The following is a 19,797-nucleotide window of genomic DNA, read 5'->3' as shown; positions in this document are numbered from 1 at the left end:
GGATGCGTCCGACGAAGGTCGACGGCGGGCGCCGCAGACCTAGACCTTGGTCGGTGTCCCGGAGCGGTCGCCCTCCGTAGCCTGACGCGGTGAGCACCGCCGTCGCCCCGTCCCCGGGACCCGCGCCGGGGGTCGACCACCCTTCCCTCGTCCCGGCGCTGCTGCTCGCCGACTCCCTGTCCGCCGACGCCGGTCGGGCCCGTCCGGTGCGGCGCTCGGTCCGGGACTGGGTCGTGGACGTCGCGGTCTTCGTGCTCGCGGTCGGCTGCGGACTGCTGCTGGTCGCGGGCGCGACCGCGGGCCCGCAGCCGCCGCAGGACGGCGTGCTGTTCGCCGACCTCGTGCTGGGATCGGCGGGCTGCCTGGCGCTGTGGGCGCGTCGGCGGTGGCCGGTCGGGCTGGCCCTGGCGCTCGCGGCGATCGGCACCTTCTCCGACATGGGCGCGGTCGCGGTCCTCATCGCGCTGTTCACCGTCGCCGTGCACCGCACCTGGCGCACCGTGCTGGCGGTCACCGCCGTGAACATGCTGTCGGTCCTGGTCTACGCGTTCATCCGGCCGGACCCCGAGCTGCCCTGGGGAGTGTTCCTCGCCCTCGGCGTGGCGCTCACCGCGGCCGTGGTCGCCTGGGGAATGTTCGTCCGCGCCCGCCGCCAGCTGGTGGCCTCGCTGCGCGACCGGGCAGAACGGGCGGAGGCCGAGCAGCGGCTGCGGGTCGACCAGGCGCGGCAGCTCGAGCGCACCCGGATCGCGCGGGAGATGCACGACGTCCTCGCCCACCGGCTGTCGCTGCTGAGCATGCACGCCGGCGCCCTGGAGTTCCGTCCCGACGCCCCACCGGAGGACGTCGGCCGGGCCGCGGGGATCGTGCGGGCGACCGCCCGGCAGGCCCTGGAGGACCTGCGCGAGGTCATCGGCGTGCTGCGCGAGACCGGGGAGACCGCCGATCCGGACCGCCCGCAGCCCACCCTCGCCGACGTCCCCGCCCTGATCGAGGAGACCCGGCAGGCCGGCGTCCGGGTGACGGTCGACTGGGCGGTGCCCGACCGGGCGGGCGCCCCCACCGTCACCGGCCGCACCGCCTACCGCGTGGTGCAGGAGGGCCTGACCAACGTGCGCAAGCACGCCGACGGCGCCGTCGCCTCGGTGGCGCTGGCCGGTGGCCCCGGGGACGGTCTCACCGTGGAGCTGGTCAACCCACCGCGGGTCGGCACGCGGGTCCCGCCGCTGCCCGGCACGGGCACCGGCTTGGTGGGGCTCCGCGAGCGGGTGGGGCTGGCCGGGGGCCGGCTGGAGTCGGGGTGGACGCCGTCCGGCGGGTTCCGGCTGCGCGCCTGGCTGCCCTGGCCGCCGGCGTGACGGCGCCGGTCCGGGTCCTCGTCGTCGACGACGACCCGCTCGTCCGTGCCGCACTGACCATGGTGTTCGGCGGTACCGAGGACCTGGTGGTCGTCGGGGAGGCCACCGACGGGGACGAGGTCGCGGACGCCGTCGAGGCGGGCGCTCCCGACGTCGTCCTCATGGACATCCGGATGCCCCGGCTGGACGGCCTGTCCGCCACCGAACGCCTGCGCGCCCGACGCGGCGGGCCGGAGGTCATCGTGCTGACCACGTTCGACGGCGACGCGGAGGTCCTGCGGGCGCTGCGCGTGGGTGCCAGCGGCTTCCTGGTGAAGGACACGCCGCCGGCGGCCATCGTCGACGCCGTGCGGCGCGTGGCCGGTGGGGAGCCGATGCTCTCCCCCACCGTCACCCGCCAGCTCATGGCGCACGTCAGCGGGCAGCCCGGGCCGGGACCCACCCGGGACGACCGGCGGTCCCCCGCCGTGGCCGCGCTCGACCGGCTCAGCGAGCGGGAGCACGAGGTGGCCCTCGCCGTGGGCCGGGGGCTGTCGAACGCCCAGATCGGAGCCGAGCTCTTCATGAGCGTGGCGACGGTGAAGGCCCACGTCTCCCGGCTGCTGGCCAAGCTCGACGTCGACAACCGGGTGCAGATCGCACTGCTGGTCCACGACGCCGGTCTGGGCTGACGCCCGCGCTCAGCGGGCGGTGGTCGCGACCCGCAGTCCGAGCACGACCAGCACCGTCCCGCTGACCGCCTCCAGCCGACGCCGGATCCGGGGCCGGCGGAACCACTCCCCCGCCCGCGCCACCCCCGCGGCCAGGGCGAGGTAGAGGCCGACCTCGACGGTGACCTGCACGGTCGCCAGGACGACCGTGGCGGCGAACGGCGAGTCCGACGCCGGGACGAACTGCGGGTAGAAGGCGATCACGAAGACGGCGAGCTTCGGGTTGGCCAGCTGGACGACGAGCCCCTCGCCGAACGCCGGCCACCAGCGGAGCCGGCCCCGCTCCCCCACCTCCGGCAGCGCGGCGGCCGCGACCCCGGACCGCCGCTCCCGCCACACCCCGAGCAGCGCCCGCCCGCCCAGGTACAGCAGGACGCCCGCGCCGGCGACCCGCAGCACGAGGTAGGCGACCTCGGAGGCGGCGACCAGGGCGGCGAGACCCGCGCCGGCCAGCAGCGCCCAGACGAACAGGCCGGCCTCGACGCCGAGCACCGTGGGCACGGCGCCGGGCAGCCCGCGCAGCGCGGCCCGGCGCACGATCAGCGCCATCGCCGGACCCGGGGACGCGGCGATCAGCAGCACCGCCGGGAGGAAGGCGGGCAGCGTGCCGAGCAGGTCCACGGCAGGAGCGTTCCCGCCCGACCTCCCGGCGTCGAGCGAGTTCCCCGTCGTCGGTGCCCTCCGTCCTCGGGGGTCGGCCCACGACGGCCATCGGCATTGTGTTGTTGGGGATAACGGTCGACGTCCGGTTGGACTGCCAGGGTCGTCTGCGACGCTGACCCGGTGGACGCCCTGGGCCGGTTCTGGACGCGCGTCACCACCCCGGTGCCGGACCTGCCCCTCGAGCACGTCCTGGTGGCCGCGGCGGCCGCCCTCCTCGTCGTCCTCACGCCGGCGCTGTGGCGGCCGGCCCGCAACGTCGTGACCATCGCCCACGAGGGCGCGCACGGGGTGGTGGCGCTGGCCGCGGGCCGGCGGCTGTCGGGGATCCGGCTGCACTCGGACACCTCGGGGCTCACCGTCTCCGCGGGGCGCCCCACCGGTCCGGGCATGGTGGCGACGTGCGCCGCCGGTTACACCGGCCCCGGCCTGTTCGGCCTCGGTGCGGCGACGCTGCTGGCCGCGGGGCACGCGGTCGGGCTGCTGTGGGCGCTGCTCGGCCTGCTCGCGCTGCTGCTGGTGCAGATCCGCAACTGGTTCGGCCTGTGGTCGGTGCTCGCCACCGGCGCCGCGGTGTTCGCCGCGACCTGGTGGCTCCCGCCGGCCGGGCAGGCGGTCTTCGCCGCCGGCCTGACCTGGTTCCTGCTGCTCGCCGCGCCCAAGGCCGTCGTCGAGCTGCAGCGGGCCCGGCGGCGGCGCACGGCGCGCGACTCCGACGCCGACCAGCTCTCCCGGCTCACCGGCCTGCCGGCCCTGTTCTGGGTCGGCGTGCTGCTCGCCGTCGACCTGGGCTGCCTCGCCCTCGGCGGCTGGTGGTTGGTGCGGTGATCAGGCCCGGGCGCGGCGCCGCGGCTCGGCACCGTGCGGCTGGCGGACCGGCGTGACCTCCGGCGCGGGCGGGAGGTCGACGCTGACCTCCCGCTCCCCCACCGTGATCCACCGGCCGTGGTGCCGGACCTCCAGCGGCTCGCCCTCGACCAGCCGGTAGACCGCCCGGTCGGTGCCGATCTCCACCTCGAGGATCCGGCCCTGGTAGACCACCCGGAACCGCAGCCGGGTCAGCCGGGGTGGCAGCCGCGGGGCGAACTGCAGCCGACCGTCGTGGTCGCGCATCCCGCCGAACCCCGCGACGGCGACGGTCCACCCGCCGGCCAGCGACGCGATGTGCAGGCCGTGGCCGGAGTTCCCGTGCAGGTTCTGCAGGTCGGTGAGGGTGGCCTCGGCCCAGTAGTCGTAGGCCAGTTCCAGGTGCCCGGTCTCCGCCGCGACCACCGCTTGCTGCGCGGCCGACAGCGAGGAGTCCCGCACGGTGCGGGCCTCGTAGTAGGCGAAGTCGGCGGCCTTCTCCTCCGGGGTGAACGCGTCGCCGCGCAGGTGCAGCGCCATCACCAGGTCGGCCTGCTTGATGACCTGCTTCCGGTAGATCTCGAAGTAGGGGTAGTGCAGCAGCAGCGGGTAGGACGACGCCGGGGTGCCCTCGAAGTCCCACTCCTCGTGGTGGGTGAAGTTGTCCGACTGCATGTGCACACCCAGCCGCGGGTCGAACGGGATGCGCATGAGCCGGGCGGCCCGCTCCCACCGCTCGACCTCCTCGTCGGTGACCTGCAGCCGGCCGGCGACGTCGGGCTGGCGGGCCACCGCCGCGGCGGCCTCGCGCAGGTTCCGCTGCGCCATGAGGTTCGTGTAGACGTTGTTGTCCACCACGGCGGTGTACTCGTCGGGCCCGGTGACCCCGTCGATGCGGAAGCCGTCCTCGGTGTCGAAGTGCCCCAGCGACGCCCACAGCCGGGCGGTCTCGATCAGCAGCTCGGCGCCGTAGTCGCGGTCGAACTCGTCGTCCTCGGTGGCGTGCCAGTAGCGGACGACGGCGTCGGCGATGTCGGCGTTGATGTGGAAGGCCGCCGTCCCCGCCGGCCAGTAGCCCGACGTCTCCTCGCCGCGGATGGTGCGCCACGGGAAGGCCGCCCCCTGCCGGCCCAGCTCGCGGGCCCGGTCCCGGGCCAGGTCCAGCGTGGAGTGCCGCCAGCGCAGCGCGTCGCGGGCCGCGTGCGGCGCGGTGTAGGTGAGCACCGGCAGCACGTAGGTCTCGGTGTCCCAGAAGGTGTGCCCGTCGTAGCCCGGGCCGGTGAGGCCCTTCGCCGGGATCGGCTGGCGCTCGGCGCGCAGGCCCGCCTGCAGGACGTGGAAGAGCCCGACGCGGACCGCCTGCTGCAGCTCGTCGTCGCCGTCGAGCTCCACGTCGGCCTGGGCCCAGAACTCGTCGAGCACCGACTTCTGCTCGGTGCACAGCCGCTCGAAGCCGGCCAGCTTCGCCGTCGCCAGCGCGCCCTCGACCTGGTCGCGCAGCGCCGGCGCCGACCGCCGCGACGACCAGCCGTAGGCCAGGTACTTCACGATCTTCAGCCCGCGGTGCTGCGGCAGCCGGGCGGCGAGGGTGAACCGGGCGAGGTCCTCCCCCGCCTCCATGTCCTCGGTGGCGGAGTCCGGGACGTCGATGACGTGGTCCATGCCGGCGGCGACCCGCAGGCCGCTGCGCCGGGTGCGGTGCACCAGCACCGCCCGCTGCCCGCGGCCGACGGCGAGCTCGCTGGCCAGGGGACGGCGCAGCGCCGCGGCGGCCCGCGGGTCGTCGCTCTCCATGCCGCTGTCGACCGGCTCGTTGGCCAGCAGGTCGGACTGCAGGGCGACGTAGAGGTCGCCGCGGTCGTCGGTGCACTCGACGGAGTACTCGATGGCCGCGATCGACCGCCGGCTCAGCGACACCAGGCGGGTACTGGTCACGCGGACGGTCCGGCCGGCCGGCGAGCGCCACTCGGTGACCCGCCGCAGCACGCCGCGGCGCAGGTCCAGCGTGCGCCGGTGGTCGACGATGTGCCCGTAGTCCAGGTCCAGCGGGGTGTCGCCGACCAGCAGCCGGATCAGCTTGCCGTCGGTGACGTTGACGACCGTCTGCCCCTGCTCGGGGAAGCCGTACCCGGCCTCGGCGTAGGGCAGCGCCCGCTCCTCGAAGAAGCCGTTCAGGTAGGTGCCGGGGACGACGACCGGCTCGCCCTCCTCGAACGACCCGCGCATGCCGATGTGCCCGTTGGCCAGCGCGAACACCGACTCGTGGGTCCCCAGCGAGGCGTGGTCCAGGCCGATCTCGGTCAGGGCCCACGGCTCGATCGGGAAGGTCGCGCGTCCCTCGGTCACTGACTCTCCTCCGTCGTCGGCTGGTCCCCGATCGGCTCAGGCCCGATCAGGTCGGCCAGGTCCTCGACGACGACGTCGGCGCCGTTCTCGCGCAGCGCGTCGGCCTGCCCGACGCGGTCCACCCCCACCACGTACCCGAACTCCCCCGCCCGTCCGGCTGCCACCCCGGAGAGCGCGTCCTCGAACACCACGGCCTGCGCCGGCTCGACGCCCAGCGCCCGCGCCCCGGCCAGGAAGGTGTCCGGCGCCGGCTTGCCGCGCAGCCCCTCACGGGCGGCGACGACGCCGTCGACCCGCGCGTCGAGGAGGTGCCCGAACCCGCCGGCGGCGACGACCTGGTCCCCGTTGGCCGAGGCGGTGACGACGGCGGTGGCCAGGCCGGCGGCCCGCGCCGCCTCGAGGTAGCGCATCGAGCCCGGGTAGACCTCGACGCCGTGCTCCTCGAGCTCCCGCAGCAGCAGGACGTTCTTGCGCCGACCCACGCCGTGCACCGTCGGGGTCTCCGGGCCGTCGTCCGGTGTGCCCTCGGGGAGGGTGATCCCGCGGCTGGCCAGGAAGTCGCGGACGCCGTCGGCCCGCGGCTTGCCGTCGACGAAGCGGTTGTAGTCGAGCTGGGTGAACTCGGCGGCCTGCGGGTCGCGGGCACGGAGGAACTCGTCGAAGGTCCGCTTCCAGGCGGCCATGTGGACCGTCGCGGTCCTGGTCAGGACGCCGTCCATGTCGAAGAGACAGGCCCTGATGCCGTCCGGGAGTCCGAGCACGCTGCGACGCTACCGGCGCTCCCGGCCCGGTGACCTGTCGGGACGGAGTGGGGTGCGCGACGACGGGCGGCGTCAGCGGTGGCTGCCTAGGGTCGCCGGTAGACGTCCGACCTGCGAGGAGACCCCCATGGCCGACCGGCCCGTGCCGCCCAGCCCGTACGACTTCCTGCCCTCCGTGCCCTCGTTCTCGGTGACGAGCACCGACGTCCGCGACGGCGAGACGATGCCGATGCCGCACGTCAGCGGCGTGATGGGCGCCGGCGGCGAGGACCGGTCGCCGCAGCTGTCCTGGTCGGGCTTCCCCGAGGAGACCCGGGGCTTCGCCGTCACGGTGTTCGACCCCGACGCCCCCACCGCCAGCGGCTTCTGGCACTGGGTGCTCACCGCGCTCCCCGCCTCGGTGACCTCGCTGCCCTCGGGCGCCGGGAGCCAGGACGGCAGCGGCCTGCCCGAGGGCGCGCGGCAGCTGCGCAACGACGCGGGCTTCCCCGGCTACGTGGGCGCCGCTCCCCCGTCGGGCCACGGCCCGCACCGCTACTTCGTCGTCGTCCACGCCCTGGACACCGACGACATGGGCGTGCCCGCCGACGCCTCCCCCGCCTACCACGGGTTCAACCTGTTCTCGCACACGATCGCGCGGGCCACGCTGGTGGTGACCTACGAGGAGTCCTGACCCGGCGCGGTCTCAGCCGACGGGCAGGTCGGCGACCCCGGTCGTGCCGATCCAGGCGCAGCCGACCCGCTCGTAGACCCGGGCGACGTCGTCGTCGCCGGCGGTGAGGAAGACCAGGTCCGCGGTCTCGCGGGCGTGCTCGGCCAGCGCCGAGGTCAGCCCCGCGCCGAGACCGCGGCCGCGCAGCCGCGGCAGCGTGGCCACCCCGGTGATCTCGCTGACCTCGCGGCCGTCGACGTCGAGCGGGTGGTGCGAGCCGACGGCCACCGGCTCGCCGTCCTCGACGGCCACCATCATCACGGTACGGCCGGTGGCGATCCGCTCGCGCAGGACCTCGGTGCGCGGGCCGGCCTCGACCCGCTCCTCGACGGCGGTGGCGGTCGCGGCGCCACCGTGCGGGGTGGCGAAGGCCAGCTCGACCAGGCGCTGGTAGCGCGGCAGCTGCGGGTCCTCGGCGCCCACGAGGTAGAGCCGGACGCCGAGCGGCAGCAGCAGCTCCACGGGGTCGGCGAGGACCAGCAGCGGCATGTACTCGACGGTGAGACCGGCGCCCCGGGCAGCGGCCGCCGTCCCGGCGGAGCGCTCCCAGATCCACTCCAGCGCGATCGGGAGTCCGGACTCCTCCTGCAGCGCGATCGCGGCGCGGACGTCGTCCACGGTCACCGCTCCCCCACCGGGCCGGGGACGGGCGGGGTACGGCCAGGCCGGCGCCACCACGGGGACCTCGAGGCCGCCCACGGTCTCGATCCGGCCGTCGGGCAGCGGAGCGGCGGCGTGGTACCGCTCGATGCAGTCGAGCAGCCCGGAGTTCGCCACGGCGCCGACACTAGACGCCGGACGCCCGGCGAGCGCCCGCCCGCACCCGTCGGGGGCCCCGTCCCACCCCGGTCGGGTGACCCGGCGCGCGGGATCCCCGCGGGTGGACGGCACGATGGGCGGCGTGACGGCAGGAACGCGGGCCATCTCGCCCTACGCGGTCTTCGACCGCGACTCGTGGCGGGCGCTGGCGGCCGGTACGGCGCTGCCCCTCGACGAGGGCGAGCTGGCCGACCTGAAGAGCCTCGGTGACCGCATCGACCTCGACGAGGTCGCGACGGTGTACCTGCCGCTGGCCGGGCTGCTGAACCTGCACGTCGAGGCCAGCCGCGGGCTGTGGGCGGCGCGCAACCGCTTCCTCGGCGACACCAGCGCCAAGGTCCCCTACGTCATCGCGGTGGCCGGCAGCGTCGCGGTGGGCAAGAGCACCACCGCCCGCCTGCTGCAGACCCTGCTGGCCAAGGGCCCCGGCTCGCCCCGGGTGGACCTGGTGACCACCGACGGGTTCCTGCACCCCAACGCCGTCCTCGAGGCCCGTGGCCTGCTGGGCCGCAAGGGCTTCCCCGAGAGCTACGACCGGCGGGCGCTCATCCGCTTCCTCGCCGAGGTCAAGAGCGGGCGGGGCCGGGTCAGCGCGCCGCTGTACTCCCACCAGTCCTACGACGTCGTCGAGGGTGCCACCCAGGACGTCGACCGCCCCGACATCCTCGTGCTCGAGGGGCTCAACGTGCTGCAGGCCGGACGCCGGGCCGACGGCAGCGCGCCCGAGGTCTTCCTCTCCGACCTGTTCGACTTCTCCGTCTACGTCGACGCCGCCGAGTCCGACATCCAGGAGTGGTACGTCGAGCGCTTCCTGGCCCTGCGCCGGACCGCCTTCGCCGACACCAGCGCCTACTTCCACCGCTTCGCCGACCTGACCGACGAGCAGGCCCGGCAGACGGCGCTGGAGATCTGGCGCTCGGTGAACGTCCCCAACCTGCGGGAGAACATCGTGCCCACCTGCTCCCGGGCGCGGGCGGTGCTGCAGAAGGCCGCCGACCACTCGGTGCGGCGGGTGCTGCTCCGCAAGATCTGAGGGCCGTTCCCCGGCTCGGCGCTCCCCCGCCGCGCCGGGGCGCCGCGGTCGCTCCGCGACGAGAGTGTTGGGGATAACGGTCGACCAGCGAGCGCCGGCCCGGCGCGGCATGGTCCTCGGCGGGCGACACCAGGCCCATGGCAGAAGTCGACGACCCGGAAGGGTGACTCCGTCGGCGCGGTGCCTGACACCGCCAGTGATCCGGAGCACACTCATCGTCGTCCGGTCACCGACCGGACACGAACCGTGATCTCCAGGCCCACGACGGCCGCCGATCGGGAGTGCTCCCATGTGCCACCACGTATCGCCCTGCCCCGACGCCACCAGCGACGCCCGCGACCTCGCCGCGGTGGTGAGCAGCCACCCCGAGCAGGGCTGGAGCCTGCTGTGCAACGGCGTCGTGCTGTTCGACGACGACGGCGAGCTGCTGCCCGACGGCCGGGCGGTCGCCCGCCACCGCGACTTCGTGCCGGTGCTCGCCTCCGCCTGACCCCTCAGCCGGCCGCGTCGCCCTCGTCGCCGGCGTAGCGGAACCGCGCGCCGCCGACGGGGTCCACGAGCACCGTGACCGGGCCCTCCGCCAGGCCCGTGGTCACCGCGACCCGGCGCCGCCGGGGCCGGGCCAGCCGGTCGCGGACGACGGTCACCAGCCGGTCGAGGAGCTCCTCGCGGTCGGCGGCCTCGACGACGTGCACCGCACCGTCGACCGGCACCTCCAGCGACCGCGGGGACCGCACGGTCGCGGACAGCTCCAGCGGCGGGTCCCACGGCTCGTCGAGCGCCCGACGGAGGAGAGCCAGCTCGTCCTCGGCCCGCGCCCGGCGCTCGCCGGTGAGGACGGAGAACTGCAGGTCGAGCACGACCCGTGCCTGGAACGCGGTGAACCCGTGGGCCTCCCGGAGCCGGCGGACGGCGTCGGCCTCCCCGTCGGCCGCGCTCAGCAGCGCGACGAAGGCGGCGGGGTCGGCCAGGACGTGCGACACCGCCGTGAGGACGACGAGCCGCACGTCCTCCTCGGGGTCACCGTTCGACGTCACGGCCGGGATCCCACCACGGCGCGGACGCCGTCGGGAGTGGATCAGGCCTGGCCGGCGCCGACGACGTCCTCCGTGGTGCCCAGGTCGTCCGGCGCACCGGCGGCACGGTCCGGCGTCGCACCGGCCGACGCCGGCGGGTGGTCGCCGAAGTCGTGCTCGGCGAACGCCTCCGGCGGCGGGCAGGAGCAGACCAGGTTGCGGTCGCCGTAGGCCTGGTCGATCCGGCGGACCGGGCTCAGGTAGCCGCGGCCGACCAGGCCCGGAACCGGGTAGACGGCCGCCGTGCGCGGGTACGGCCGGCCCCACTCCCCCGCCACCATCGCCAGCGTGTGCGGGGCGTTGCGCAGCGGGTTGTCCTCGCGGTCGTACTCCCCCGACGCCACCTTCTCGATCTCGGCGCGGATGGTGACCATGGCCTCGACGAACCGGTCGAGCTCGCCCTTGTCCTCGCTCTCGGTCGGCTCGACCATCAGCGTGCCCGCGACCGGGAAGCTCATGGTCGGTGCGTGGAACCCGAAGTCGACCAGCCGCTTGGCGATGTCGTCGTTGGTGATCCCGGTGGCCTTGGTCAGCGGCCGGATGTCGAGGATGCACTCGTGCGCGACCAGACCGTCGCGGCCGGTGTAGAGCACCGGGAAGTGCTCGCGCAGCCGGGCGGCCAGGTAGTTCGCGCCGAGGATCGCGTGCTCGGTGGCGCGCTGCAGCCCGTCGGGGCCCATCAGCCGCAGGTACGCCCAGGAGATCGGCAGGATGCCCGCCGACCCCCAGGGCGCGGCGGAGACGGTGGGGCCCTTCCCGCCGGTGTCGGCCAGCGGGTGACCCGGCAGGAACGGCACCAGGTGCTCGCGGACGCCGATCGGCCCGACGCCGGGCCCGCCGCCGCCGTGCGGGATGCAGAACGTCTTGTGCAGGTTGAGGTGGCTGACGTCGGAGCCGAACCGGCCCGGTCGGGCCAGCCCGACCATGGCGTTGAGGTTCGCGCCGTCGACGTAGACCTGGCCGCCGGCGTCGTGCACCGCGGCGCAGATGTCCTGCACCTCGGTCTCGAACACCCCGTGGGTCGACGGGTAGGTGATCATGATCGCGGCGAGCCGGGAGGCGTGCTGGTCGACCTTGGCCCGGAGGTCGGCGAGGTCCACGTTGCCGGCCTCGTCGCAGGCCACGACGACGACGCGCATCCCGGCCATCACCGCGCTGGCGGCGTTGGTGCCGTGCGCGGAGCTGGGGATCAGGCAGACGTCGCGGTGCTCCTCGCCGCGGGACCGGTGGTACTCGCGGATCGCCAGCAGCCCGGCGAACTCGCCCTGCGAGCCGGCGTTGGGCTGCACGCTCACCGCGGCGTAGCCGGTGATCTCCGCCAGGCCCTCGCACAGCTCGTCGATGAGCCGGCGGTAGCCGCGGGTCTGCTCGACCGGGGCGAAGGGGTGGATGCCGGCGAACTCGGGCCAGGTGATCGCGGCCATCTCCACGGCGGAGTTGAGCTTCATCGTGCACGAGCCCAGCGGGATCATCGTGCGGTCCAGCGCCAGGTCCTTGTCGCTCAGCGAGCGCAGGTAGCGCAGCAGCGCCGTCTCCGAGCGGTGCGCGGAGAAGACCGGGTGGGTCAGGTAGGCGGTGCGGCGGCGCAGCGCGGCCGGGAGGGCGTCGGCCCCGTCGTCGTCCAGCGCCGCCTCGTCGGCGGTCACCCCGAAGGCCTCGGCCACGAGCCGCAGGACCTCCGGAGTCGTCGTCTCGTCGCAGGCGACGGCGACGGTGTCGGCGTCCACCTGGCGCAGGTTGATCCGCCGCTCGGCGGCCGCGGCCACCACGTCGGCGGCCCGGCCCGGGACGGCCACGGTGACGGTGTCGAAGAACGCCTCGTGCACGACCTCCAGGCCGCCGGCCCGCAGCCAGCCGGCCAGCGCGACCGCGCTCCGGTGCACGCGGGCCGCGATCGCGGCCAGGCCCTCGGGACCGTGGTAGACGGCGTAGGCGCCGGCCATGACGGCGAGCAGCACCTGGGCGGTGCAGATGTTGCTGGTCGCCTTCTCCCGGCGGATGTGCTGCTCGCGGGTCTGCAGCGCCAGCCGGTAGGCGACGTCGCCGTCGGCGTCCACGGAGACGCCCACCAGGCGGCCGGGCAGCTGCCGGGCCAGGCCCTCGCGCACCGACAGGTAGCCGGCGTGCGGGCCGCCGAAGCCCAGCGGGACACCGAAGCGCTGGCTGCTGCCGCAGGCCACGTCCGCCCCCCACTCACCCGGCGCCTCGAGCAGCGTGAGCGCGAGCAGGTCGGCGGCGACGACGACGGCCGCGCCGGCCTCGTGCGCCGCGGCGGCCACGGCACGGTGGTCCCGGACCGCCCCGCTGGCGCCGGGGAAGGACAGCAGGACACCGAAGGCACCGGCGTCGGGCAGGTCGGTGGGCCAGCCCTGCGAGAGGTCGGCGACGTGCAGCCGGATGCCCAGCGGCTCGGCGCGGGTCTCCAGCACGGCGAGGGTCTGCGGCAGGGTGTCGGCGTCGACGACGAAGACCGCGTCGGCCTTCGCCCGGCCGGCCCGGCGGACCAGCGTCATCGCCTCGGCGGCCGCGGTGGCCTCGTCGAGCATCGACGCGCCGGCGACCGGCAGGCCGGTCAGGTCGGCGACCATGGTCTGGAAGTTGATGAGGGCCTCGAGCCGGCCCTGGCTGATCTCGGGCTGGTAGGGCGTGTACGCGGTGTACCAGGCGGGGTTCTCGAGGATGACGCGTTGGATGACCGCCGGGGTCACCGTGCCGGAGTAGCCCAGCCCGATCATCGAGGTGAACACCTCGTTGGCCTCCGCGCGCTCGCGCAGCGCGGCGAGGACGGCGGACTCGTCGGCCGCTGCCGGGAGGTCCAGCGGACGACGGTCGCGGACGGTCTCCGGCACGGTCGCGTCGACCAGTGACTGCAGCGAGTCGTACCCGACGACGGCGAGCATCTCCGCAGTCTCGGCCGGGCGCGGGCCGATGTGCCGGGCGGCGAAGGACCCGGCCGGGCTCAGAGCGCGAAGCGAAGGAAGGGGGCTCGGTGCAGCGTCCGCCATTGCCACGACGCTACCAGCGGGCGACGACGTCCTCCCTCGGCGTGGAGCGTCCTCCCCCACCGCGGACCGTGCGGGAGGAGGCGCTGGGATCAGGTCACCTGATCCCGGCGCGGTGCGGAGTCAAGTCCGCTCAGACCGCCTTGCGGCGGCGGCGCAGCGAGAGCTCGTCGTCGGCCTGCTGCACCGGGGCACCGTCGAGCCGCTCGGCGGGGAGCTCGGCGAGCTCGCCGGACAGCTCGCGGAGCGCTCCGGAGACGGCGATGCCGAAGACGCCCTGGCCGCCGGCGAGCAGGTCGACGACCTCCTCGGCGGAGGTGCACTCGTAGACGGTGGCGCCGTCGGAGAAGAGCGTGACGTTGGCCAGGTCCTTGATCCCGCGGTTGCGCAGGTGGTCCACGGCCTTGCGGATGTTCTGCAGCGAGACGCCGGTGTCCAGCAGCCGCTTGACGACCTTCAGCACGAGGATGTCGCGGAAGGAGTACAGCCGCTGGGTGCCCGATCCGGTGGCGCTGCGCACCGAGGGGGCGACGAGACCGGTACGGGCCCAGTAGTCGAGCTGGCGGTAGGTGATCCCCGCGGCGGCACACGCGGTCGGGCCGCGGTAGCCGACGAGGTCGGTGTCCACCTCGTCGTACGAGGGGGCGCCGACGGCGGCGTCACTGAAGAGCTGACCCTGGGAGCCGTTGCTCTGGTCGCTCACGCGGCGTCCCTCCTCCGTGTCCCGCCCCCGGTCGGGGCGGTGACCCCGGCGTCGCACCCCGCTGGCCCGACCCGCGGACCCGGCGTGTCACACCGGTGTTGTTCGAGCAACGTAAGCCGGGCCCTGGGGTGGGTCAACTGAGCGAGGCGGCGTGTCGGCCGCTCGTGACCCGAAGGAAGGCTATCGACGGGGATGCGACGGCACTCAAGCCGTCGTGTGACCGGTGGGACTCGTGGGACGACCGGGTCCCATGGGGTCCCACCCGCCCCTCAGCCCGCGGAGCCCGAGCCCGCTCCGAAGTCCTCCGGCGAGATCTGGTCGAGGAACTCGCGGAACTTCTCCACCTCGTCCTCCTGCTCGTCGGGGATCTCGATGCCCACCTCGTCGAGCAGGGCCTCGGCGCCGTAGATCGGCGCACCGGTGCGGACGGCCAGCGCCACGGCGTCCGACGGGCGGGCGCTCACCACCCGGTCCTCGCCGAGGACCAGCTCGGCGATGTAGATGCCGTCGCGCATCTCGGTGATGTTGACGGCCTCGAGCGTCGCGCCCAGCGCCCGGACGACGTCGCGGAGCAGGTCGTGGGTCATGGGCCGGGCCGGCCGCACGCCCTGCTGCTCGAACGCGATGGCGGCGGCCTCGACCGCGCCGATCCAGATCGGGAGGTACCGCTCCCCCTGCGTCTCCTTGAGCAGCAGGATCGGCTGGTTGCCGGGCAGCTCGACCCGGACCCCGACGACTCGCAGTTCCTGCACGGAGGCTCCTCAGCTGCGGCGGTACGGCTGGACGACCGCTCCCGGGAGGCGCTCGGGTCGTCGTGGTCCGGCGGCGCTCCCCGGGATCCGGTGCCGTCCACCGTACGCCCGCCCTAGGACCGCAGGAGGTCCCGGAGTCGCGCCTCCAGCAACGCGCCGTGCAACTGCGCGGACAGCCCGGCCAGTTCCCGCAGCTTCTCGGTCGCCCGGGCCCGCGCGTCCTCCGAACGGGCCCGCAGGACCGGGGTGACCAGCTGCTCCACCAGCCCGGCCTCGCGCTCGGCACCGGTGCGGTACACCCGCAGGTGCCGGGGTTCCAGGCCGTGCCGGGCGAGGCCGGCAGCGGCCCGGGCGACCGGGAGGTCCGCCGCCGGGTACCGCCCCTCGGGGTCGGTGGCGAGCAGGCCGAACTGCAGGCAGTCGGCCAGCTGGTCCAGGTCCATGCCCGCCGCCTGGGCGAACTCCTCCGGGCTCATCGAGCCGTCGGCGTCCCCGGCGTCGGCGGCCGCGCGTGCCGCCTCGGCCGCCGCGACCGCCGGGGCGTCGGACCCGGGCAGGGGCAGCCCCCGGTCCAACGCCGCCAGGTGCTCCTTGATGACCCGCAGCGGGAGGTACTGGTCGCGCTGTGCCGCCAGCACGTACCGCAGCCGCGCGACGTCGGCCCCGGAGAACTTCCGGTAGCCCGACGGCGTGCGCTCCGGGTGGACCAGGTCCTCGGACTCGAGGTAACGGATCTTGCTGATCGTCACGTCGGGGAAGTCGTCGCGGAGGACGTTCAGCACCTCGCCGATGGTGAACCGCGGGGTCTGCTCGTCGGCGGCGTCCCCGGACGCGCGGGCTCGCGCTCCGGGCACCGGGTCAGCGGGCGGCGGGCTCGCCGGTGCGCGGGCCGGTGAGGTAGACCAGCCGGAACTTGCCGATCTGCACCTCGTCCCCGCCCGCGAGGGTCGCGACGTCGACGGGCTCGCGGTTGACGTAGGTGCCGTTCAGGCTACCGACGTCGTGCACGGAGAAACCGCCGCCCTCGCGGTGGAACTCCACGTGCCGCCGGCTGACGGTGACGTCGTCCAGGAAGATGTCGCTGTCGGGGTGACGACCCGCGGTGGTGACGTCCTGGTCGAGCAGGAAGCGGGAACCGGCGTTGGGGCCGCGCTTGACGACCAGCAGCGCCGAACCGGCCGGCAGGGACTCGACGGCCCCGGCGTGCGCGTCGGTGCCGGGGTCGACCGCGACCTCGACGACCTCACCGGAGTCCTCGCCGCCCACCTTGGGGATGACGCTGGTCGACTCGCCCATCCGCTCCGGGGCGAGGGCCGAGCCGCACTGCGCGCAGAAGCGACTGCCCTCGGGGTTGTTGTGTCCACAACGAGTGCAGTGCACGTCTGTCTCCTCCGGTGCAGGGGGCACCGCCGCGGACCGGGGGGTCTGGCCACGGGCGGCCGGCGGACGACGGACCGGGCAGTCCGTCGCGGGTCGGCCGCCGCGCTGGGCACGGCGGGCCGTTGGTCATGGAACCAGCGGTGGACCCGAGGGTCAACCGCAGGTCCAGGGATGGCGCCCGCCTCCCCGCGGGGGTGCGGGCGCAGACCGAGCATAGTGACGCGCCGGCCGCGGCGGACGCGGGCCACTCCGGCGCGCGGCGATGCTGCGCCGCTGGTCGGGCGACCGGCGGGCGGCGCGGCGGGCGGTCAGGAGCCGTCGACCAGCACCTGGTACGCGGCGGCGTCGAGCAGGTCGGTGGTGGGGTCGTCGCCGTCGGCGTCCACCCGGATGTCGACCAGCCAGCCGGCGCCGTAGGGGTCGGCGTTCACCGTCTCCGGGGTGTCGGCGAGTGCGTCGTTGACCGCCACGACGGTGCCCGCGACCGGCGCGTAGACGTCGGACACGGACTTCGTCGACTCCACCTCGCCCATCGGGTCACCGGCGGCCAGCTCGGCGCCGACGTCGGGCAGCTGCACGAACACGATGTCCCCCAGCGCGTCCTGGGCGTGGTCGGTGATGCCCACGCGGACGACGGTGGCGCCCTCGTCGCCGGCCTGCACGAGGGTCCACTCGTGCTGGTCGGTGTAGCGGCGGTCGTCGGGCACGGTCATGCGGTGATCTCCGGGGGGTCGTGGTGCGACGGCCACCCTCCAGGGGCCGCGCGGAGCGTGGCGTGGGGAGGAGGGTGGTCCCTGCTCAGTCCGGCTCAGCGTATTGAGGCGTCTCCAGCGGTCGCAACGCGTCGACCAGGACCCGCTCGGCCTGGGCGATCACCACGCTGCCGCCGCGGCGGTTCACGGTGTCCACGACCCCGCCGGGGATGTTCATCGCCGTCTCGAGGTCCTGGGGGGAGCCGATCACCACGATCTCGAAGGGCGTGGAGATCTCCTGCCCGTCGATGCCCAGGTCCCCCGGCGAGCCGGTGACGGCGGAGGTGACGCCGATCCGGACGCCGTCCACCTGCATGGTCTCCGCGCCGGCGCCGCGCAGCTCCTGGATGGCGCCCAGGAGGTCGGCGACGCGGACCTCGTCCTCGGGGTCCCGGATGGTCATGAGCAGTCCCGGTCCCTCCGCGGCGACCGTGCCGTTGAGGATGGCCAGGGCGTCGGCACGCCGCTGCGCCTCCTCCAGCGCCGCGTCGGCCCGGCTGTCGGAGTCGCTCAGGTCGCGCAGGGCCGCGCGCTGGTCGGCGAGCTGGGCGCGCAGCCGCGCCTCCTCGGACTCGAGCTCGTCGAGGATGCGGACCAGGTCCTCCTCGCGGGCGCCGGTCAGCGCCTGCTCGGTGTCGGTGACCCGCACCTGGACGGCGAAGGCGAAGCCGAGGAGCAGGGTCAGCACGCCGATCAGCGCCGCGGCCATCGGGTCGCGCCGGCGGCGCGGGGCGGGCCCGGCGCCGGGGGTCGGGTCGGCGGGAGGCGTCGGGTCGTCCGCCGGGGCCGGGGTGTCGTCGGCGGCGACGGCCGGCTCCGCCGGCGGGGTCGCAGGCGCCCCCTCCGGCGTCTCCTCGGGGCGCGGGTCGCCGCTCATGCCCGGAACACGTGCCGGCGGATCGCCGCGGCGTTGCCGAAGATGCGGATGCCGAGGACGACGACCACGGCGGTGGACAGCTGCGCCCCCACCCCGAGCTGGTCACCGAGGTAGACGATCAGGGCCGCGACGACCACGTTGGAGACGAACGAGATCACGAAGACCTTGGCGTCGAAGATCCGGTCGAGCCGGGCCCGCACGCCGCCGAACACCGCGTCGAGCGCGGCCACGACCGCGATCGGCAGGTACGGCTGCAGCCACAGCGGGACGGTCGGGTCGAAGACCAGACCGAGCACGACGCCGACGGCCAGCCCGAGGACGGGGATCACGGGTCAGCCTCCGGGGGTCGGGTCGGGGGTGGTGCCGGGTCCGCCGGGAGCGGTCCCGGCCGGTGGCGGGGCGTCCGGCTCGGGGACGCCCTCCGTCGCGGTGCCCTCCGTCGCGGGCTCCTCGGGGACGAGCCCGGCCGACCGCAGCTGAGGGGTCCGCCCGGCCGGCAGCGACAGCTCGTCCCGCTCGGCGAAGTCGAAGCGCAGGCCGAACGCCTCCGACGTCCCGGCCAGGCCGATGACCTCCGGGACCGTCAGGAACCGCGAGCGCAGCGTCTGCGGATCGCCGATGGCGCTGATCTCGTAGGGGTTGGTGACCGGCCGGAAGTCCACCAGCACCGCCTCGCCGGCGAAGCGGATCGCGGTCGTGGCGCTCAGCCGCTGGCCGTTGATGCTCACGGCCTCGGCGCCGGCGGCCCACAGGGCGTTGACCACGACCTGGATGTCGTCGTCGCGGATCCGGCCGCGGGGGTCGGCCTCGGCGTCCCCGCCCACCGGGTCGTCCTCGGCCTCGGCCTCGGCGTCGGCGAGGGTGACGAGCAGGCCCGGCCCGGTGACGGCGACGGTGCCCGCCATCTGCTCCGCGGCGTCCAGCGCCCCCAGCACCTCCCGCCCCTCGGCGGAGGCTGTGAGCGCGGACTCCTGCGCGGTGGCGACCGCGGCGCGGGCCTCCTCGAGGTCGGCCGCCAGCGCGTCGGTGACGTCCTGCGCGTCGTCGATGTCGGCGATCAGCGCGGCCCGGACCTCCTGGCGGCCCTCGGCCCCGGCCGCCGTCAGGTGGTAGGTCACGGCGGCCAGCAGACCGGCCGCGACCATGACGAGCGCGACCGCGACGCGGCCCCACGTGCGCCGCGCCGGCTGCTCCGGGCGGCCCTCGCGCGCGCGGGCGGCCTGGGCGTAGGCGGGGTCGAGCGTCTCGGCCAGCACCTGGTCCAGCAGGGATGCGCCCGCGGAGCGCAGCCCGCCCCCCGGGGTGGTCATCACGGTGTCCCCTGTGCGGCGGCCGCACGGCGCTCGGCGGCGACCAGTCCCAGGACCTGGACGACGTAGAGGACGCCGGCGGCCACGTAGAGGACGCCGCCCCAGATCGTCAGCGCCCAGGCGATCGGCTGGCAGACGGTGGCCAGGGTCCCGTCGCCGTCGGCCAGCAGCAGGCCGGGGAAGGCGTACAGCAGGATGAAGGTGGCGGCCTTGCCCAGGTAGTGCACCTGCAGCGGCGGGTACCCGTACCGGCGCAGCACCAGCAGCATCACGCCGAGCACGAGCTCCCGGCCGACCAGCACCGCGACCACCCAGAGCGGGACGACGTCGCGGATCACGAACGCGACCAGCGTCGCCACGATGTACAGCCGGTCGGCCGCCGGGTCCAGCAGCGCGCCGAGGCGGCTGTACTGCCCGAGCGCCCGGGCGAGAGCGCCGTCGGCCCAGTCGGTGACGCCGGAGACCATCAGCACCGCGACGGCCCACCCGTCGGCCTCGGGGCCGAGCAGCAGCCAGAGGAACAGCGGCACGCCGAGCAGCCGCAGCACCGACAGCGCGTTCGGCAGGGTCCAGACCCGCTCGGGGAGCTCGTTGCGGTCGGTCACCCGGTCGACGGCGGGCACGGACGACCCGTTCGACGACGTCACCGATCCTCCGCCCGACCGACAGCCCAGGACTTGCGCTGCCGAGGCTAGTCGAC

At 75.0% G+C, this 19,797-nt stretch carries 21 protein-coding genes; 6 read left to right on the top strand and 15 right to left on the bottom strand.

What is annotated here, in order from left to right; translation table 11 throughout:
* Positions 1–89 precede the first annotated feature (89 nt).
* Together DQ240_RS13860 and DQ240_RS13855 are read left to right on the top strand one after the other, a co-directional pair.
* Positions 90–1,358 (top strand): histidine kinase, encoded by a 1,269-nt coding sequence (locus DQ240_RS13860; RefSeq protein ID WP_199589297.1) that lies wholly within the window; start codon positions 90–92, stop codon positions 1,356–1,358.
* A complete protein-coding gene (locus DQ240_RS13855; protein ID WP_113840284.1) occupies positions 1,355–2,029 on the top strand; it encodes a response regulator transcription factor in 675 nt (224 codons plus the stop codon). The genes DQ240_RS13860 and DQ240_RS13855 overlap by 4 nt, the downstream gene beginning before the upstream one ends.
* 9 nt (positions 2,030–2,038) lie before the next feature.
* Here DQ240_RS13855 and DQ240_RS13850 read toward each other — a convergent pair whose 3' ends face one another.
* Positions 2,039–2,689 carry a LysE family translocator gene (locus tag DQ240_RS13850; protein WP_113840200.1) on the bottom strand — a complete coding sequence of 217 codons (651 nt, stop codon included), beginning with the start codon at positions 2,687–2,689 and terminating at the stop codon, positions 2,039–2,041.
* Between the two features lie 162 nt (positions 2,690–2,851).
* Between DQ240_RS13850 and DQ240_RS13845 the strand changes: the two genes are divergently transcribed.
* Positions 2,852–3,556 carry a M50 family metallopeptidase gene (locus DQ240_RS13845; protein ID WP_113840199.1) on the top strand — a complete coding sequence of 235 codons (705 nt, stop codon included), beginning with the start codon at positions 2,852–2,854 and terminating at the stop codon, positions 3,554–3,556.
* On the opposite strand, the gene DQ240_RS13840 is transcribed toward DQ240_RS13845, so the two are convergent.
* Entirely contained in the window at positions 3,557–5,920 is a 2,364-nt protein-coding gene (locus DQ240_RS13840) for a glycoside hydrolase family 65 protein (protein WP_113840198.1), read from the bottom strand.
* Complete coding sequence (locus DQ240_RS13835; protein WP_113840197.1) at positions 5,917–6,681, bottom strand: beta-phosphoglucomutase family hydrolase; 765 nt, start codon at positions 6,679–6,681, stop codon at positions 5,917–5,919. The genes DQ240_RS13840 and DQ240_RS13835 overlap by 4 nt, the downstream gene beginning before the upstream one ends.
* 127 nt (positions 6,682–6,808) lie before the next feature.
* Between DQ240_RS13835 and DQ240_RS13830 the strand changes: the two genes are divergently transcribed.
* A complete protein-coding gene (locus DQ240_RS13830; RefSeq protein WP_113840196.1) occupies positions 6,809–7,354 on the top strand; it encodes a YbhB/YbcL family Raf kinase inhibitor-like protein in 546 nt (181 codons plus the stop codon).
* A 12-nt stretch (positions 7,355–7,366) separates the two neighbouring features.
* On the opposite strand, the gene DQ240_RS13825 is transcribed toward DQ240_RS13830, so the two are convergent.
* Complete coding sequence (locus DQ240_RS13825) at positions 7,367–8,170, bottom strand: GNAT family N-acetyltransferase (RefSeq protein ID WP_233498712.1); 804 nt, start codon at positions 8,168–8,170, stop codon at positions 7,367–7,369.
* 115 nt (positions 8,171–8,285) lie between these two features.
* Between DQ240_RS13825 and coaA the strand changes: the two genes are divergently transcribed.
* Together coaA and DQ240_RS13815 are read left to right on the top strand one after the other, a co-directional pair.
* On the top strand, positions 8,286–9,245 hold the full coding sequence (gene coaA / locus DQ240_RS13820) for a type I pantothenate kinase (RefSeq protein WP_113840282.1): 960 nt from the start codon (positions 8,286–8,288) through the stop codon (positions 9,243–9,245).
* Between the two features lie 289 nt (positions 9,246–9,534).
* Positions 9,535–9,735 (top strand): DUF5999 family protein, encoded by a 201-nt coding sequence (locus tag DQ240_RS13815; protein ID WP_113840195.1) that lies wholly within the window; start codon positions 9,535–9,537, stop codon positions 9,733–9,735.
* Between the two features lie 4 nt (positions 9,736–9,739).
* Here the strand turns inward: DQ240_RS13815 and DQ240_RS13810 are convergent, their stop codons facing one another.
* The 11 genes from DQ240_RS13810 to DQ240_RS13760 all read right to left on the bottom strand — a co-directional run bounded on the left by DQ240_RS13810 (position 9,740) and on the right by DQ240_RS13760 (position 19,744).
* Positions 9,740–10,282 carry a hypothetical protein gene (locus tag DQ240_RS13810; RefSeq protein WP_113840194.1) on the bottom strand — a complete coding sequence of 181 codons (543 nt, stop codon included), beginning with the start codon at positions 10,280–10,282 and terminating at the stop codon, positions 9,740–9,742.
* A gap of 41 nt (positions 10,283–10,323) precedes the next feature.
* Positions 10,324–13,326 (bottom strand): aminomethyl-transferring glycine dehydrogenase, encoded by a 3,003-nt coding sequence (gene gcvP, locus DQ240_RS13805; protein ID WP_113840193.1) that lies wholly within the window; start codon positions 13,324–13,326, stop codon positions 10,324–10,326.
* A 130-nt stretch (positions 13,327–13,456) separates the two neighbouring features.
* On the bottom strand, positions 13,457–13,951 hold the full coding sequence (locus DQ240_RS13800) for a MerR family transcriptional regulator (RefSeq protein WP_233498726.1): 495 nt from the start codon (positions 13,949–13,951) through the stop codon (positions 13,457–13,459).
* A 344-nt stretch (positions 13,952–14,295) separates the two neighbouring features.
* Positions 14,296–14,778 carry a bifunctional nuclease family protein gene (locus DQ240_RS13795; RefSeq protein ID WP_113840191.1) on the bottom strand — a complete coding sequence of 161 codons (483 nt, stop codon included), beginning with the start codon at positions 14,776–14,778 and terminating at the stop codon, positions 14,296–14,298.
* A 113-nt stretch (positions 14,779–14,891) separates the two neighbouring features.
* Positions 14,892–15,632 (bottom strand): MerR family transcriptional regulator, encoded by a 741-nt coding sequence (locus tag DQ240_RS13790; RefSeq protein WP_113840190.1) that lies wholly within the window; start codon positions 15,630–15,632, stop codon positions 14,892–14,894.
* Positions 15,633–15,636: 4 nt separating this feature from the next.
* The gene (locus DQ240_RS13785; protein ID WP_029432502.1) at positions 15,637–16,158 is read right to left on the bottom strand and encodes an FHA domain-containing protein; all 522 of its coding nucleotides are present in this window, start codon (positions 16,156–16,158) and stop codon (positions 15,637–15,639) included.
* Between the two features lie 308 nt (positions 16,159–16,466).
* Positions 16,467–16,871, bottom strand: coding sequence for a glycine cleavage system protein GcvH (gcvH, locus tag DQ240_RS13780; RefSeq protein ID WP_113840188.1), 405 nt, complete (start codon positions 16,869–16,871; stop codon positions 16,467–16,469).
* 85 nt (positions 16,872–16,956) lie between these two features.
* The gene (locus DQ240_RS13775; RefSeq protein ID WP_113840187.1) at positions 16,957–17,787 is read right to left on the bottom strand and encodes a DUF881 domain-containing protein; all 831 of its coding nucleotides are present in this window, start codon (positions 17,785–17,787) and stop codon (positions 16,957–16,959) included.
* Positions 17,784–18,116: a small basic family protein gene (locus DQ240_RS13770; protein WP_113840186.1), complete on the bottom strand. Its 333-nt coding sequence runs from the start codon at positions 18,114–18,116 to the stop codon at positions 17,784–17,786. The genes DQ240_RS13775 and DQ240_RS13770 overlap by 4 nt, the downstream gene beginning before the upstream one ends.
* Positions 18,117–18,119: 3 nt before the next feature.
* On the bottom strand, positions 18,120–19,097 hold the full coding sequence (locus DQ240_RS13765; protein WP_113840185.1) for a DUF881 domain-containing protein: 978 nt from the start codon (positions 19,095–19,097) through the stop codon (positions 18,120–18,122).
* Positions 19,097–19,744, bottom strand: a complete 648-nt coding sequence (locus tag DQ240_RS13760; RefSeq protein ID WP_233498710.1) for a CDP-alcohol phosphatidyltransferase family protein — start codon at positions 19,742–19,744, stop codon at positions 19,097–19,099. The genes DQ240_RS13765 and DQ240_RS13760 overlap by 1 nt, the downstream gene beginning before the upstream one ends.
* Positions 19,745–19,797: the final 53 nt, after the last annotated feature.

The sequence above is a fragment of the Blastococcus sp. TF02A-26 genome (assembly GCF_003319125.1).
In the GTDB taxonomy this organism is placed as follows: Bacteria; Actinomycetota; Actinomycetes; order Mycobacteriales; family Geodermatophilaceae; genus Trujillonella.
The sequence above is the reverse complement of the archived record's forward strand: the minus strand, read 5'-3'. Positions and strand labels throughout refer to the sequence as shown.